Source organism: Ruegeria sp. CRTD044, from assembly GCF_059613485.1.
Genome location: NZ_JBXWSP010000004.1, coordinates 568,681 through 582,556, shown reverse-complemented (window position 1 = coordinate 582,556; position 13,876 = coordinate 568,681). Strand labels below are relative to the sequence as shown.

The 13,876-nt window shown below is 64.8% G+C and carries 18 protein-coding genes; 3 read left to right on the top strand and 15 right to left on the bottom strand.

Annotated elements, in window-relative coordinates:
- Nucleotides 1-3: 3 nt before the first annotated feature.
- From AC2FNL_RS05865 to AC2FNL_RS05815, 11 genes are all read right to left on the bottom strand, one after another.
- On the bottom strand, nucleotides 4-666 hold the full coding sequence (locus AC2FNL_RS05865; protein ID WP_496832806.1) for an RcGTA-type gene transfer agent tail tape measure protein: 663 nt from the start codon (nucleotides 664-666) through the stop codon (nucleotides 4-6).
- The gene (locus tag AC2FNL_RS05860; RefSeq protein WP_170449621.1) at nucleotides 644-862 is read right to left on the bottom strand and encodes a rcc01693 family protein; all 219 of its coding nucleotides are present in this window, start codon (nucleotides 860-862) and stop codon (nucleotides 644-646) included. Before AC2FNL_RS05860 ends, AC2FNL_RS05865 begins: the two co-directional genes overlap by 23 nt.
- Nucleotides 859-1,179 carry a gene transfer agent family protein gene (locus AC2FNL_RS05855; protein ID WP_170538692.1) on the bottom strand — a complete coding sequence of 107 codons (321 nt, stop codon included), beginning with the start codon at nucleotides 1,177-1,179 and terminating at the stop codon, nucleotides 859-861. The genes AC2FNL_RS05860 and AC2FNL_RS05855 overlap by 4 nt, the downstream gene beginning before the upstream one ends.
- Nucleotides 1,179-1,592 carry a phage major tail protein, TP901-1 family gene (locus AC2FNL_RS05850; protein ID WP_170363235.1) on the bottom strand — a complete coding sequence of 138 codons (414 nt, stop codon included), beginning with the start codon at nucleotides 1,590-1,592 and terminating at the stop codon, nucleotides 1,179-1,181. Before AC2FNL_RS05850 ends, AC2FNL_RS05855 begins: the two co-directional genes overlap by 1 nt.
- 20 nt (nucleotides 1,593-1,612) lie before the next feature.
- A complete protein-coding gene (locus tag AC2FNL_RS05845; RefSeq protein ID WP_170338594.1) occupies nucleotides 1,613-2,026 on the bottom strand; it encodes a DUF3168 domain-containing protein in 414 nt (137 codons plus the stop codon).
- Entirely contained in the window at nucleotides 2,023-2,361 is a 339-nt protein-coding gene (locus AC2FNL_RS05840) for a phage head closure protein (protein ID WP_496832805.1), read from the bottom strand. The genes AC2FNL_RS05845 and AC2FNL_RS05840 overlap by 4 nt, the downstream gene beginning before the upstream one ends.
- Nucleotides 2,358-2,957 (bottom strand): head-tail connector protein, encoded by a 600-nt coding sequence (locus tag AC2FNL_RS05835; protein WP_496832804.1) that lies wholly within the window; start codon nucleotides 2,955-2,957, stop codon nucleotides 2,358-2,360. Before AC2FNL_RS05835 ends, AC2FNL_RS05840 begins: the two co-directional genes overlap by 4 nt.
- A 177-nt stretch (nucleotides 2,958-3,134) precedes the next feature.
- Nucleotides 3,135-4,313 (bottom strand): phage major capsid protein, encoded by a 1,179-nt coding sequence (locus AC2FNL_RS05830; RefSeq protein ID WP_496832803.1) that lies wholly within the window; start codon nucleotides 4,311-4,313, stop codon nucleotides 3,135-3,137.
- A gap of 34 nt (nucleotides 4,314-4,347) precedes the next feature.
- Complete coding sequence (locus AC2FNL_RS05825) at nucleotides 4,348-4,893, bottom strand: HK97 family phage prohead protease (protein WP_496832802.1); 546 nt, start codon at nucleotides 4,891-4,893, stop codon at nucleotides 4,348-4,350.
- Between the two features lie 26 nt (nucleotides 4,894-4,919).
- Nucleotides 4,920-5,144 carry a GTA head formation protein, RCAP_rcc01685 family gene (locus AC2FNL_RS05820; protein WP_093962401.1) on the bottom strand — a complete coding sequence of 75 codons (225 nt, stop codon included), beginning with the start codon at nucleotides 5,142-5,144 and terminating at the stop codon, nucleotides 4,920-4,922.
- Nucleotides 5,137-6,309, bottom strand: coding sequence for a phage portal protein (locus AC2FNL_RS05815; protein ID WP_496832801.1), 1,173 nt, complete (start codon nucleotides 6,307-6,309; stop codon nucleotides 5,137-5,139). Before AC2FNL_RS05815 ends, AC2FNL_RS05820 begins: the two co-directional genes overlap by 8 nt.
- A gap of 192 nt (nucleotides 6,310-6,501) precedes the next feature.
- Here AC2FNL_RS05815 and AC2FNL_RS05810 point away from each other — a divergent pair, with 192 nt between their 5' ends.
- The gene (locus tag AC2FNL_RS05810) at nucleotides 6,502-7,344 is read left to right on the top strand and encodes an SDR family NAD(P)-dependent oxidoreductase (RefSeq protein ID WP_496832800.1); all 843 of its coding nucleotides are present in this window, start codon (nucleotides 6,502-6,504) and stop codon (nucleotides 7,342-7,344) included.
- Here AC2FNL_RS05810 and AC2FNL_RS05805 read toward each other — a convergent pair whose 3' ends face one another.
- Both AC2FNL_RS05805 and AC2FNL_RS05800 read right to left on the bottom strand, forming a co-directional pair.
- Nucleotides 7,345-8,715 carry a DNA-packaging protein gene (locus AC2FNL_RS05805; protein ID WP_496832799.1) on the bottom strand — a complete coding sequence of 457 codons (1,371 nt, stop codon included), beginning with the start codon at nucleotides 8,713-8,715 and terminating at the stop codon, nucleotides 7,345-7,347.
- Entirely contained in the window at nucleotides 8,624-8,968 is a 345-nt protein-coding gene (locus AC2FNL_RS05800) for a hypothetical protein (protein WP_093962994.1), read from the bottom strand. The genes AC2FNL_RS05805 and AC2FNL_RS05800 overlap by 92 nt, the downstream gene beginning before the upstream one ends.
- A gap of 339 nt (nucleotides 8,969-9,307) precedes the next feature.
- Here AC2FNL_RS05800 and AC2FNL_RS05795 point away from each other — a divergent pair, with 339 nt between their 5' ends.
- Nucleotides 9,308-9,607 (top strand): hypothetical protein, encoded by a 300-nt coding sequence (locus AC2FNL_RS05795; protein ID WP_496832798.1) that lies wholly within the window; start codon nucleotides 9,308-9,310, stop codon nucleotides 9,605-9,607.
- Between the two features lie 309 nt (nucleotides 9,608-9,916).
- Nucleotides 9,917-11,167, top strand: a complete 1,251-nt coding sequence (locus AC2FNL_RS05790; protein WP_496832797.1) for a DEAD/DEAH box helicase — start codon at nucleotides 9,917-9,919, stop codon at nucleotides 11,165-11,167.
- Nucleotides 11,168-11,282: 115 nt separating this feature from the next.
- On the opposite strand, the gene mltG is transcribed toward AC2FNL_RS05790, so the two are convergent.
- Both mltG and fabF read right to left on the bottom strand, forming a co-directional pair.
- Nucleotides 11,283-12,443: an endolytic transglycosylase MltG gene (gene mltG / locus AC2FNL_RS05785; RefSeq protein WP_170338572.1), complete on the bottom strand. Its 1,161-nt coding sequence runs from the start codon at nucleotides 12,441-12,443 to the stop codon at nucleotides 11,283-11,285.
- Nucleotides 12,444-13,709 carry a beta-ketoacyl-ACP synthase II gene (gene fabF, locus AC2FNL_RS05780; protein WP_093962406.1) on the bottom strand — a complete coding sequence of 422 codons (1,266 nt, stop codon included), beginning with the start codon at nucleotides 13,707-13,709 and terminating at the stop codon, nucleotides 12,444-12,446.
- Nucleotides 13,710-13,876 lie beyond the last annotated feature (167 nt).

Here is a 13,876-nt window from a genome sequence, read left to right as displayed (position 1 = left end):
AAACTACCGGTTGCGATTGCCGCGCCCCATGGCACGGCTCATCTGGGCGGCGATCTGGCCCTGGCTGCGGCGGAAGCCCTGCACGTCGGGCGTGGTGATATTCATCACCACGTTCACCGCCCCTCCGCCGCCCGAGTTGCGCACGCCCAACTTGCCGTCGGGTCCGCGCGCCAGCGGCATGATCGCCTCGGGGCCGGCCTCGCCCATCAACCCGGTCGCACCGCGCATCGGAAAGGTGGTGGGCCCGGTGACCACGCCGCCATTGGCAAAAGGCATGACGCGCCCCTGCGCGAAACTGCCGCCATCGGCAAAGGGCAGCAGCCCCTGAACCAGGCCGCCGACCGTATTGGCCAGCATGCCGCCGAAATGATCCGTCACCGGCTTGATCGCCGCCGAATAGGCCGTGCGGATCATCGAGTTCTTCAGCACGTCCAGCGCATCCGACAGGTTCATTCCGTCCAGAACCACGCCGTCGAAGGCCTTGCGAAGCCCGCTCGACATGCCGCGTTCCAGGGTGGCGACATCCTTCCCGGTCTCTTCAAAAGCGGCGCTGATCCGCTTCATCTGGGCGTCGAAGGCCGCCGCCATCGTGGCGGCATCGCCCAGGGCGTCGCCCAGCGCCTCGCCGCGCTCCTGCAGGTCGTCAAACCCGTCCCGATCCGTCATCACGCTCTCCTTGTATCTTGTCGGGCCAGGCGGCCAGCAGCTTCTCCAGCCGCGCCCGGTTCATCGCCGGCATCCCGCGGCCCTGCCCCAGCATCAGCCGCAGTTCGGCCGGGGTCAGACGCCAGAACTGATCCGGCGTCAGCCGCAGCCCGTGCAGCCCGGCCCGCATCAGGCCGGGCCAGTCAAAGCCGCTCATGGCTCACCCGGCACCATGAAGGCCCGCGCGAGCAACTCGGCCGCCGCCCGCGCCGCGGCCATCGGGCCGCCCTCGATCTCGGCCCGCAACATGTCGGCGCGGGTCACATCCGTGCCGCCTCCGCGCAGCCCCGCAACGATCAGCCCCAGCACGTCACCGCTGGAATAGGCGCCGCTCTCGAACCGCTGCACCAGCTCCACCAGCGACCCTGCGCCCAGCTCCTGCTCCAGCTCGGCCAACGTGCCCAGCGTCAGCTTGAGCACCCGGCGCTGGCCATCGATCACCAGCGCCACCTCGCCCGTCCACGGATTGACCATCACAGCGCCGTAAAGGTCAGGGCGCCGGCGCTGGCCAGGCTCATCTCATAGGTCGCCTCGCCATTGTGCGAGCCCGAATACTCGATCCCGGTCACCTGGAACGGTCCTTCGACGATGCCGAAATCGGGAATGATCACCTGGAAGGCGGGCGTTTCACCGTCAAAGAACAGCTGCCGCGCGCGTTCATCCGTGCCGGCGTCCTTGAACACGCCCGATCCGGAAATCGAGGCCGACTTGACCCCCGCCCCCGACAGCAGCTCGCGCCAGCCGCCCTGGCTTTCCAACGAAGTGACATCCACGCTTTCTGCGTTGAAACTGATCCGCGTGGCCCGCAGCCCCGCGATGGTCTGGAACAGACCCGTGCCGTTCATGTCCACTTTGACCAGCAGGTCCTTACCGTTCTGGGCACCCATTTGCTCTCTCCATTGATTGCTTAGTTGTCTTCCACGCGGGCGCGGAATCTCAGGTCGATCTGCCGGATCGCGCCGCCGGTTCCGGTGCGCCGGGCCGAGGCCCGCTCGAACCACAGCCCCACCAGCCGCCCCCGATCCAACGTCAGCGGGGCGCCGTCCAGCGCGTCGCACACGGCCCCGGCCAGCGTCTTGGCCGCGCCGAACCCGGCCGCCTCGGACACCACCGACACCGTGAAACGATGCAAAGTGCCCTGCCCCGTCTTGTCCGAAGCCTCGCGCACCTCCTCGGGGCCAAGCGTCACGTAGGTCTGCGGAACCGTCCCCGAAGGCACCGCGTCATAAATCGCGCCACCGCTCAGCGTGCCCACCTGGGCATCCGCCACCAATTGCTGGAACACAGCCGCCTGCAGCGCCGCCGAAACGCCATAGCTCATGCCGCCACCTCCTCATCCGCGAAACAGGTCAGATAGCGCCCGGCCGCGTCGTATTCGGCCACCGCGCGGATCACGAAGCGCCGCCCGCCCTCGCGGAACCTCTGATCGGGCGCCGGGCGCATCGACGACCCCTCGGGCGCGCCACGCACCACGATGCGGTAACTCACGCGCGAAACCGCCACATTCGCGACCGCGCGCTCGGTGCCGGTCCGGGCGGTCACCTCGGCCCACAGCGTGCCCAGCGGCGCCCATGTCTCGGCATAGCCCCCCGCACCGTCGGCCACCCGCACAGGGGCCTCCAGCACCAGCTGCCGGTTCAGACGGGGCGCGCTCATTGCATCATCCCCGCGCCGAAACGCACCATGCGATAGCGCTGGATCAGGCTGGTCACGCCGAAGGGCATGCAGCCGTCGCTCAGGCTGGTCTCGTCACGATACTCGTAGTAATGCGCCGCCAGCAGCAGCACCGCCTGCCCCAGATCCGCCGGCAGCCCGCCCCAGTCCGCCGCCATCCCGGCCGTCAGCGCGATGGTCACCTCTCCACCGGTGGGAATCGCGGGCAGGCAAGCCCCCATCGGGCGCAGGCAGGGGCGCTGGTTGTCGCGCTCCAGGCGGTAAGTCCCGGGCGCCACCATCTGCTGGGTGCCCCGCGCGTCGGTCAGCGTCACCGCGTCGATGCTCGTCACCGGCGCGACCGGCAGAACCTCGCCCGCGTCGTTCCGCCAGCGACTCAGGGTCCAGGTGAAACTGCGCGATATCAGCACCTTGCCCGTGCGCGCCTCGATCGCGGCCATCGCCGCCCTCAGGAACCCTTTCAACACGTCGTCCTGCAGGCTGGTCTCGGCAAATCCCGTGCCCAGCCGCAGATGCGCCTTGAATTGATCCATCGGCAGCGCCGCATCCGCGATGGCGGTTTCTTCGATCAACATCATCCATTCACTCCGCAATCTCGGACCCCTCCGGGGGCCGCATCCTTGGAAAATGGCGGGCACGTGCCGCCCCACGTTGCTCGGACGGAGGGGAGCAGCTAGACAACGCGGGGGATCTCACCCCGGCCCGCGCCCGCCGCCCGAGGGACCGGCCCACCGGCCCCCCGGATCCGTCACCGCTTAGGCGGTGCCGAATTTCACCAACTTGATCGCGGCAAAGTCGCTGATGTCGCCGCCCACGCGCTTGGTGGCATAGAACAGGACATGCGGCTTGGCGCTGAACGGATCGCGCAGCACGCGCAGGTCGGGGCGCTCGGCGATGGTATAGCCGGCCGAGAAGTCACCGAAGGCGATCGAGAAGCTGTCGGTGCCCGGATCGGGCATGTCCTCAGCGATCAGCACCGGATAACCCATCAGGCGAGCGGGCTCACCCGCGGCCAGGCCATCCGACCACAGGAAGCGGCCGTCGGCATCCTTCAGCTTGCGGATCACGCCCGCGGTTTTCGAGTTCATCACGAAGGTGCCGTTCACGCGGTACTGCGCGCCCAGCGCATAGACCACGTCAACGATCGCATCCGCGTCGATGCCGCCCGCGACACCGGTGGGCACATAGCCCAGGTTGCCCCAGGTCCAGACGTCGTTGTCCACCGCCGGATGGCTCAGGATGCCCTTCGGCTTGTCGATGCCGTCACCGTTGATAAAGGCCGCCGCCTCGGCGCGGGCAAACTTGTCGGCGATACGGCCGGCCAGCCAGCCCTCGACGTCGAATGCGCTGTCGTCCAGCAACCGCTGCGAGGCCTTGGGCAGCGCGCTCAGCTCGTGCAGCGGGATCGAGATGCGGTCGATCGACGGGGTGCCGGTCTCGGTGGCCGCCGCTGTTTCATCGGCCCAGCCCGCGCCCACATCGGTGTGGTCGATCAGTACGTCGAACGAATTCGCCTCGACATTCACGACCGACGCGATCGAACGGATCGAGGCGGTGGATTTCAGCACCGACTTGATCATCTCGGCGGTCTGCGGATCGACCAGGTAGCCGCCATCGCTGTTGACGGCCGTCGACAGCGACTTGGTCTCCATCTCCAGCCCGCGCAGGGCATCGTCATCGCCCGAACGCACATAGGCGTCAAAGGCCTTCTGGTGCGGCGCTTCCTCCAGCGTCGAGGCCGCAAGATGCGGGCGCGCCGCGATGGTTGATTTACGATCCAGCATGGTCAGTCGCTCTTCTGTTTGTTGCAGTTTCTGTTGAACTTCAGCCTTCAGACCCTTGAATTCGCTCACGAAGCCAGCCATCGCCTGCTTCACCTCCTGAACCAGGGGCACACCCTCTCCGGTCAAGGCCGCGGTCTCGGTCTTGCTCATCAGCACTTCCTTTCTGGGTGGGGGTTGAGGCGCGCTAGGTTCGCGCCAGCTCCAGCCGGGCGTTCCGGAACACCTCGGCAATACTGCGCCAGGTTTCCTCGGCATCGAGGTCCGACCCCTTTGCCGCCACCCGCGCACTGGGCAGCATCGGGAAGGTCACCAGCGACACCTCCCACAGCTCCAGTTCCGTCAAGAGCCGCCGGCCCTTGTCATCCTTCACGGCCCGCTTGGTGCGATAGCCGATCGACAGCCCGTCCAGCGCCCCCGCGCGGATCAGCTCGGCCGCCTCGCGGCCCTTCTGGGTGCTTTCCAGCAGCCGCCCCTTGACCCACAGGCCACGGTCGTCCTCGCGCACCTCGTCCCACACGCCGATGGGCTGGGCCGGGTCGTGCTGCCACAGCATCTTGACCCGCTGCCCGGCCGCCTTCAGCCCGGCCAGAGACGCGGCATAGGCCCCTTTCTGCACCACGTCGCGGCCCTGATCGACCTGGCCGAACAGGCTGGCATAGCCCTCGATCACCGCGTCCTCGGTCACCGACAGCCCATCGCCGAACCGCGCGAACTTGCGTTCCAAATTCATGAAATACTCCTCGTAAGCCGCTGAATTCATGGCGCCACCGTCAGGAATGACTGGAACGCCTGCGCCAGGATCACCGCCGCCACGCCATAGACCGTCAGCCACAACCGCCGCTCCAGCCGCTCCATCATCTCCTCGATCTGATCCAGCCGCCTGCACAGATGCGCATGCTGGATCTCGGCCACCCTTTCATGCGCGGCCAGACGCAGGCCCGGCGCGCAGTCAAAGGGCGGATATCCCGGCGTGTCAGCCATCCGCCGTCTCCGCCAGCACCGGCAGGCCCAGCAGAGCACGCTTTTCGGCATCGGTCAGGAAATCGGCATTGGCCACCCGCGCCCATAGCGCATCGCGTTCCGCCGCCAGCGCCGGCACCTGGTCCAGATCGGGCTTCAGCATCAGGTCCTCGCCGGTAAAGTCCGACAGCCAGTCCGACAACGCCGCCGCCACCCGCGTCACCAGGGGCAGAACGGTCAGGCGATAGAACGCCCGGTTGGCCTCCTGATAGTTCGAATAGGTCGCGTCACCCTGGATCCCCAGCAGCATCGGCGGGACACCGAAAGCCAGCGCGATCTCGCGGGCGGCGGCTTCCTTGGTCTTCTGAAACTCCATGTCCGACGGGGAAAAGCCCATTGGCTTCCAATCCAGCCCCCCTTCCAGAACCATCGGACGGCCTGCATTCCGCGCCCCGCGATAGTTCGCCTCGATCTCGTCGCTCAGGCGGCGGAACTGCTCTTCGGCCATCACGCCCTGTCCGTCGCCGCCCTTCCACACCAGCGCGCCCGAGGGCCGCGCAGCGTTGTCCAACAGTGATTTCGACCAGCGCGAGGCGCTGTTGTGCACGTCAATCGCCATCGCCGCCGCCTGCAGGGGCGAGAAGCCATAGTGGTCATCCTGCGGGTGGAACGACTTGATGTGGCAGATGGCCTCGGCCGGGAACCGGTGCGTTTTGCCCCCGGCGGTATAGTCATAGGCCCTGGGCCAGCCATCCGCCCCCGGCACCACGCTCATCCGGTCCGAGCGCAGCACGTGCAGCTCGACCGGCAGCCCGCCCTCGGCCTGCACCGCCTCGACATAGGCATTGCCCGACAGCAGCAACTGCCCGAACAGCGCCTCCAGCAGCTCGGCCTTGCCCTGCGCCGCATTCGGACGGCGCATCAGGCGCAGAACCGGGTGCGTCTCGTACCGCTGCGCATCGTCCTGCAGAACCAGGGGCAGCGCCGCCGCGGCCTCGGCAATCAGCTTGACCGACCGGAACCCCACCGGGTTGCCCGAGAACCCCGTGCGCGTCAGCGAGGCGGTGTCGCGCGGGCTCCAGGCCACGCGCCCACCGGTTTGCCAGGCCACCACCGGCCCGGCTGCGCTTGCTTTTGCCTCGGGGGCCTTCTCAGCCGATCCACGACGCAAGAAATCGAATACCATGTCCAGATGCTCCTTTCTGCCGCCGCTCTGCCCGGCTTGTTGAAAGGAGTTATGACGGAAAGGTCTTTAAGCCTCGGGAATGGGGCGTACGGCGGTTGCGCAACGGCGTCGGAGCCTATGCCTTCAGGTTTTACCTCGGCATCAACCAGAAATGCGCTACCCTCGTCGTCAATCTGTCAGGAGGGACCAGTCATGTACAAACGTGCAATTGAAACCGGCGGGATCGCCGTCGTGACCGGCGCCGCCAGCGGAGTCGGGCGCGTCGCGGCACAGCGTTTTGCCCAAGCCGGGCTGGACGTGATACTGGCCGACCTGCCCGGACAGGCGCTCGATGAAACAACGAAAGACCTCAAAGCTGGCTTTCACGCGGTAAACATCACTGCGGTGCCGACGGATATCACCTCTCAAGCCGACATCGAAAACCTGGCCGACACAGCTTTCGCCGCTGGGCGGGTCGCCGTTTTGATGAACAACGCAGGGATCAGCCTGCCGACGAAAACGTGGGATTCATTCGACAACTGGCAGAAAACTCTCGACGTGAACTTCCTGGGTGTCCTGCGCGGCGTCCAAGCCTTTTTGCCCCGCATGATCGAGGCTGACCGCCCGGCGGTCGTCATCAACACCGGATCAAAGCAGGGGATCACCACCCCGCCGGGCAACCCCGGCTACAACGTGTCCAAGGCCGCCGTCAAAACGCTGACCGAACAGCTCGCGCACGAGCTTCGCGAGGCTGGCGCTCCGATCTCAGCGCATCTCTTCGTTCCGGGCTTTACCTACACCGGCATGGTCGCGTCATTCCTGCCGGAAAAACCAGCCGCCGCCTGGACCAGCGAGCAGACCGTCGACTACTTCCTGGACCGCATGGCCCAGGGCGACTTCTACATTCTCTGCCCCGACAACGACGTCGATGCCGAACGCGACCGCCGCCGCATCCAATGGGCTGCCGAGGACATCATCCACAACCGCCCCGCCCTCTCGCGCTGGCACCCCCACTATGCCGAGGCCTTCGCGAAGTTCGAAAAGCCCGAGGGCTGATCACAAAACCCGCACCCGGGGCCGCCGGTAAGCCGCCGCCGGCCCCACCACCAGCTCATGCAACGCCCAGACCAGCGCATCGACCCGGTCGGGCGAACCCTGCCCCTCGAACCCCCGCGCGGTCATCTGGCACATCTGTTCTTCCAGCGCCTCCAGCCCGGCCACATGGAACACCCGCCCCTGCTCATACAGCGCCGCCACCGGCTCGGCCCGCGCCACCTTCCCGCGCGAGGCCCGCACCGCCCGGAACGGGACCAGAGGGTCCACCTGCCGCACCACCTCTTCGACCAACTGCCCGCCCTGATTGACCTCGGCCACCAGCCGCTCGGCCCCGAATTCGTCCATCGCGTCAATCGCCGCGCGCGCCCAGCCCGCCGGGCCAACACCTTGCACCGTCCGGTCGGCCAGCACATAGGCGCGCCAGTCCTCGGGCGCCCCCTGCACCTGCGCGCCGACCACCACGATCCCGCATGCATCGGCCCCCGACCCGCCGGTCACCGCCGGGTCCAGCGCCACCACCACGCGGTCCAGCTCGGGCAGCGCCTTGACCCGCGCCGCATCCAGCATCGAGCCGGTCCACAACGCCCCCTCGGCATCGGCTAGCAGCATACCGTCCAATTCCTGCCGCCCCAGCCGCGTGCCGGCATAGCGCGCGCGCACCTCCTCCAGAAATGACTCCGCCAGGTTGGCCCGGTTCGCCTCCGTCGGCGCATGGGTCATCACCGTGGACGGCGCTGCCAGCAGATCTTTCAGAACCTTCACGTTGCGCGGCGTCGTGGTGACGCAGACCCGCGGCCGCTCGCCCAGTCGCAGCGCGAATTGCAGCATGTCCCAGGTGTCGCCCGCCTTTTTCCACTTGGCCAGTTCATCGACCCAAGCCGCGTCGAACTGCGGCCCTCGCAGCCCCTCGGGGTCATGCGCCGAAAAGGCCTGTGCCTCGGCCCCGTTGGGCCAGACCAGCTTGCGTTCCGACGCCTTCCACTGCGGCCGCCGGTCGGGCGGAGAGCACTGCATGATCCCGCTGTCGCCAAAGATCATCACGTCGCGCACCTGGTCAAAGGTCTCGCCCACCAGCGCCACGCGCTGGGCCTCACCCTCGTCGAAAGGTTTGCCCCCTTCGACCATGGATCGCACCCATTCAGCCCCGGCCCGCGTCTTGCCCGCGCCACGCCCGCCCATGATGACCCAGGACCGCCAATCGCCCTCGGGCGGCAGCTGATGCGGCAGCGCCCAGAACTCGAACAGGAAAGGGAAGGCACATAGCCCCCCCTCCCCGATCTCACTCAGAAATATGTCCCGCACCGCAGCAGGCGCGGAGGCGAGCCAATCGGCACCCGATCTCAGATCGGGCCCGCTCCAGGTCGAGCGCATAGCCCCCTTGGGCGATTCCCGCTTGTCTGTGACATTGTTCGACAAAGCTTGTCTCCACTTTCTGGCAACTTCGGATCAGCCCCTCTAGCTGCCCGAGTTGTCTGGCTGAACTCGCCAGGTCTGCATCCTCCCCGGTCTCGATCCGCTTGCGCAGGTCTTCCGCCGCTTGCCGCAAACCGCGAATGGACACCTCCAACGACTGCAACAGCTCGGCCGTCCGGGACATCCGCTCTTCCGGGGTAATCAAAGTCATGTTTGCCTGTGACCTCATGCGTGAGTGATCTCCGCACGAGAGAAACAAATAACGGCCACCGGGTCGCCCCGGGGCCGTTGCCCACTTCTTCTAGCATGACACAACTTATACGAGAAAACGGGCGCTCAGTCAAGCTCTGAAGCAACAGCGCGCAACAAGTAACGCACTGTCATTGTTAACAAAATCCTAATCCGGCCCACGGACCGCAATCAATTCTCCGATCGGCGAGATTTCCGCGACGGAGTAATTCCCGTCGTGCGTTTCAAAAACTGATTGCACACGCAATCTGCACCAAAACCAAAAACCACAAGCATACGAAAAATATCTGAAGGACAAAATATGTACCATCCCCTCAGCTATGTCTCGGTAATCTGTCTGGGCGGCCTGATGCTCTTGGGCACAGTGGCGCAGGCTCAGACAGGGCACCGCGGGCCTGATCTTGGCAAGATCGCAAGCGAGATTGGCGTTCCGCAATCTGCGCTCCAAAGCTGCCTGGGCGATCGTCCCAAGCCCGGCAAGCGCCCCGAGCGCCCGGACGCGGGTAAAATTGCTTCGTGCCTGTCCAAGGCCGGGCACCCTTCCACCACACAGGCTATCGAAAAGGCGCTGGCTGCCGCCGCCCCGACGCCTCGTCGTTGACCATCCATTTGGAACGGATAGGACACCGGCAGCCTTGACTGCCGGTGTTGGCTTGACATTCGCCTCAGCAGCGCTCATCTACGCCACAGCGCTGCCGCGTGAGCACGCGGACCGAACCGAGGTCCGAGATAGCGCCAAATTTTCCCAGTTCCCATTCACGCAGGGTTCTTGACGCAAAAGCCGGATGTTGTGGGACTCGCCCGCAAATCCTGAGGCTGCGCACACTCCCTGCCGGTCGTGCAATCCGCGCGGCCAGCTACTCTTGTTCGCGCACGGCCAATGCCGGCGCGGATCACAAAGGAAGACGACTTGTTCGATTTCGACATGCTCGGCCTCGCGCCGGCACTGAACGACGCGCTCGAGCGCGCAAATTTCACTCAACCCACACCGATCCAGAACCAGGCCATCCCGTTGGCCTTGGAAGGACACGACATTCTGGGCCTTGCACAGACCGGCACCGGCAAGACGCTGGCCTTTGGCCTGCCGTTGATCGACCACCTTCTGGCGCAACCCGGCAAACCGGCGCCCAAAACCGCCAAGGCGTTGATCCTGGCTCCCACTCGCGAACTGGTGAACCAGATCGCTGACAGCCTCCGCACGCTTACCAAAAAGACGAAACTGCGTGTGGCCACAGTTGTTGGCGGACAGTCGATCAACAAACAGATCATGTTTCTGTCGCGCGGGACCGATATTCTTGTCGCGACCCCCGGTCGTTTGATCGACCTGATGGAGCGTGGCGCGGTCGATCTCGGCTCGGTTCGGCACCTAGTTCTGGATGAGGCCGACCAGATGCTGGACCTCGGCTTCATCCACGCTCTGCGCAAAATCGCGCCGCAACTGGACACTCCGCGCCAGACCATGCTGTTCTCGGCCACCATGCCGAAGCAGATGGAAGAACTCAGCCGCGCCTACCTGACCAACCCGCAACGGGTGCAGGTCTCGCCTCCGGGCAAGGCGGCCGACAAGATCACCCAGTCGGTGCATTTCGTTGAAAAGCCGGGAAAACCCGCCAAGCTGCGCGAGATCCTTTCGCGTGATACCGACGCCCTGACGCTTGTGTTCTCCCGGACCAAGCATGGTGCGGAAAAGCTGATGAAAGGATTGGTGGCTGACGGCTACAACGCAGCATCGATCCATGGCAACAAGAGCCAGGGCCAACGGGATCGCGCGATCAAGGCCTTCCGCGCCGGCGAGATCACAGTTCTGGTTGCCACCGATGTGGCAGCCCGTGGCATCGACATTCCTGGGGTGGCCTATGTCATCAACTACGACCTGCCGGACGTTCCTGACAACTATGTGCACCGCATTGGCCGCACCGCTCGGGCCGGCCGCGAAGGCGAAGCCATCGCCTTCTGCGCACCGGATGAATTTGATTTGCTGCGTCAGATTCAGAAATTGATGAAGATCGAGATCCCGGTCGCCAGCGGAACGGCACCCGAAGCCGCAGAAGCCGCCAAGCCCGGCGGTCGCCAGCGCAATCGACGCCGTGGCCCGAAACCGCAGGGCACAAACGGCCCCGCCAACCGCCGGCGCCATCCGCGCCGCAAATCGGCCGCATAAAAAACTGCGCGCATGTTTCCATGCGCGCAGTCTTTTTCCAAGATTTTGCCTTTTCATAAATCAGGTGGGTCGTCCGCCTGATTTTTGCTGGCTCTGATTTCAACCCGCGAGCGGATCAGTTACCCGAATTGTTCCGCTCGGCTTCGATCTCACGCCATTTGGCAACGTTTCGGTTGTGTTCCTGCAGCGTCTTGGCGAAGGCATGGCCGCCGGTTCCATCTGCGACGAAGAACACGAAGTCGGTCTCGTCTGGAGCCACGGCAGCCTGCAAGCTGGCCAGGCCCGGATTGGCAATCGGCGTGGGCGGCAAACCGTCGATCAAATAGGTGTTCCAAGGCGTGTTCCGCCGAAGCTCGCTGCGGCGAAGGCCTCGGCCCAGCGTACCCTGACCCTTGGTCACGCCATAGATCACCGTGGGATCTGTCTGCAGCTTCATGCCTTGCTTCAGGCGGTTCACAAAGACACTGGCAACCTGACCGCGCTCTTCCGGGATACCTGTCTCCTTCTCGATGATCGAGGCGAGGATCAGCATTTCTTCGGGGCTGGACAGGGGCAACCCGTCTTGACGCGTCTCCCAAACCCGCGCAATCCGCTCTTGCTGCCGGTCCTGCATCTTTTGCAGCAAAGCCGTTCGCTCATCACCGGGTGAGATTTCGTAGCTGTCCGGGGCCAACATGCCTTCCGGCGGAATTTCCGAGACCTCTCCGGTCAGGGCATCCACGGCCTTCAGCCCCTCAACGACCTGCCAACTGGTGACACCTTCGGCCAAGGACACACGGTATCGCGTATCGGCTTGATTCCGCTTTTCCTGATAGACTTCAGGAACTTCGTCCTCACCAACGACAAAAGACGCGACCTCGACGAAATTCAAGGTTGCAGGGTCCAGCTCACGTACGCGTGTCTGAGTGCGGGTCACACCGATGCGGTACTCGACCTCGGTTCCGCATGTGCTGGCGCCGCTGCGGGTGACTTCGTCGATGATTTCCGCCATCGATGCGCCTTCGGGGATCAGGAAACTACCCGCCTTCAGCTGCTGCGACTTGTCGGTGTAGTCTGCCGCCATACGAAAAATCGTTGCGCTGCTGATCGCGCCTTGATCTTCCAGGTCACGGCTGACCTTGTTCATGTTCGAGCCACCCTTCACCCGAAGGCAAATGGCGGTATCGAGCGGGCCCTCGGCCTTATATTGCGATTGCCCCCAAAGGATCAGACCGCCAAGAAGAAACATGGCGACCACAAGAAAGGTCAGCGCATTGGATGCCAGAGCCCGCCACATTTATGATGCTTTCCCGAAAATCACGCTGGCATTGGTGCCGCCGAAACCGAACGAGTTCGACAGCGCCACGTTGATTTCCCGCTCGCGCTTGGCATTCGGCGCAAGGTCGATCGGTGTTTCCACCGCCGGCTTGTCCAAGTTGATCGTCGGCGGGGCGACCTGATCGCGGATCGCAAGGATCGAGAAGATCGCCTCGATCGCACCTGCAGCCCCCAGCAGGTGACCGGTGGCCGATTTGGTCGAACTCATCGTCGCCTTGCTGGCATGTTCGCCCAGCAGCCGTTCAACGGCCCCCAGTTCGATCGTGTCCGCCATGGTCGATGTGCCATGCGCGTTGATATAGTCCAGGTCCTTCGGCTCGAGCCCTGCGCTGCGAAGCGCCGCCTTCATCGAGCGTTCCGCCCCGTCGCCATCCTCGGCCGGCGCCGTGATGTGATAGGCATCGCCCGACATGCCATAGCCCAGAACCTCGGCATAGATCTTGGCGCCGCGGGCCACGGCATGCTCGTATTCTTCCAGAACAACGATACCGGCGCCCTCGCCCATCACGAATCCGTCGCGGTCGACGTCATAGGGGCGGCTGGCGGCCTTGGGGTTGTCGGCATATTTGGTCGACAGCGCCTTGCATGCGTTGAAACCGGCAATACCGATCTCGCAGATGCAGCCCTCGCCGCCGCCGGCGATCATAACGTCGGCATCGCCCGAACGGATGATACGGCTGGCATCGCCAATCGCGTGGGCACCGGTCGAACAGGCGGTCACCACCGAGTGGTTCGGCCCTTTGAAGCCAAAGCGGATCGAGACCTGACCCGACGCGAGGTTGATCAGCGCGCCCGGGATGAAGAACGGCGACACACGGCGCGGACCCTTGTCACGGATCAGGTTGGCGGTTTCAGCGATCGAGCCCAGACCACCGATGCCCGACCCGATCAGCACGCCGGTGCGCAGACGTTCTTCCTCGTCTTCGGGCAGCCAGTTCGCGTCCTTGCAGGCCATCTCGGCTGCAGCGATCGAATACAGGATGAAATCCTCGATCTTGCGCTGTTCCTTAGGCGGCATCCAGTCATCGGGGTTGAAGGTCCCGTTGGTCCCGTCACCACGTGGCACCTCGCAGGCATAGGTCGTGGTGACCCCTGCGGCTTCGGCATCGAACAAGGTGATCGGGCCGGCGCCCGACTCTCCGGCCAGCAGCCGCGACCAGGTTTCCTCGACCCCGCTGGCCAGTGGAGTGACCAATCCCAGACCGGTTACAACGACTCTGCGCATGAAATGCCTCTTGCCTGCTTCCTGTTTGAGAAACGCTCATACCCCGGCCCGGGGGCCGGGGGCAAGAGCAACAGCATATTCCGCACCGGCAGCTTGCCGCCTGCCTCCGCGCACGGCCAGAGCAGAACCACACGAGCCGCCCCCGACAACCTGTCAGGGGCATCTCG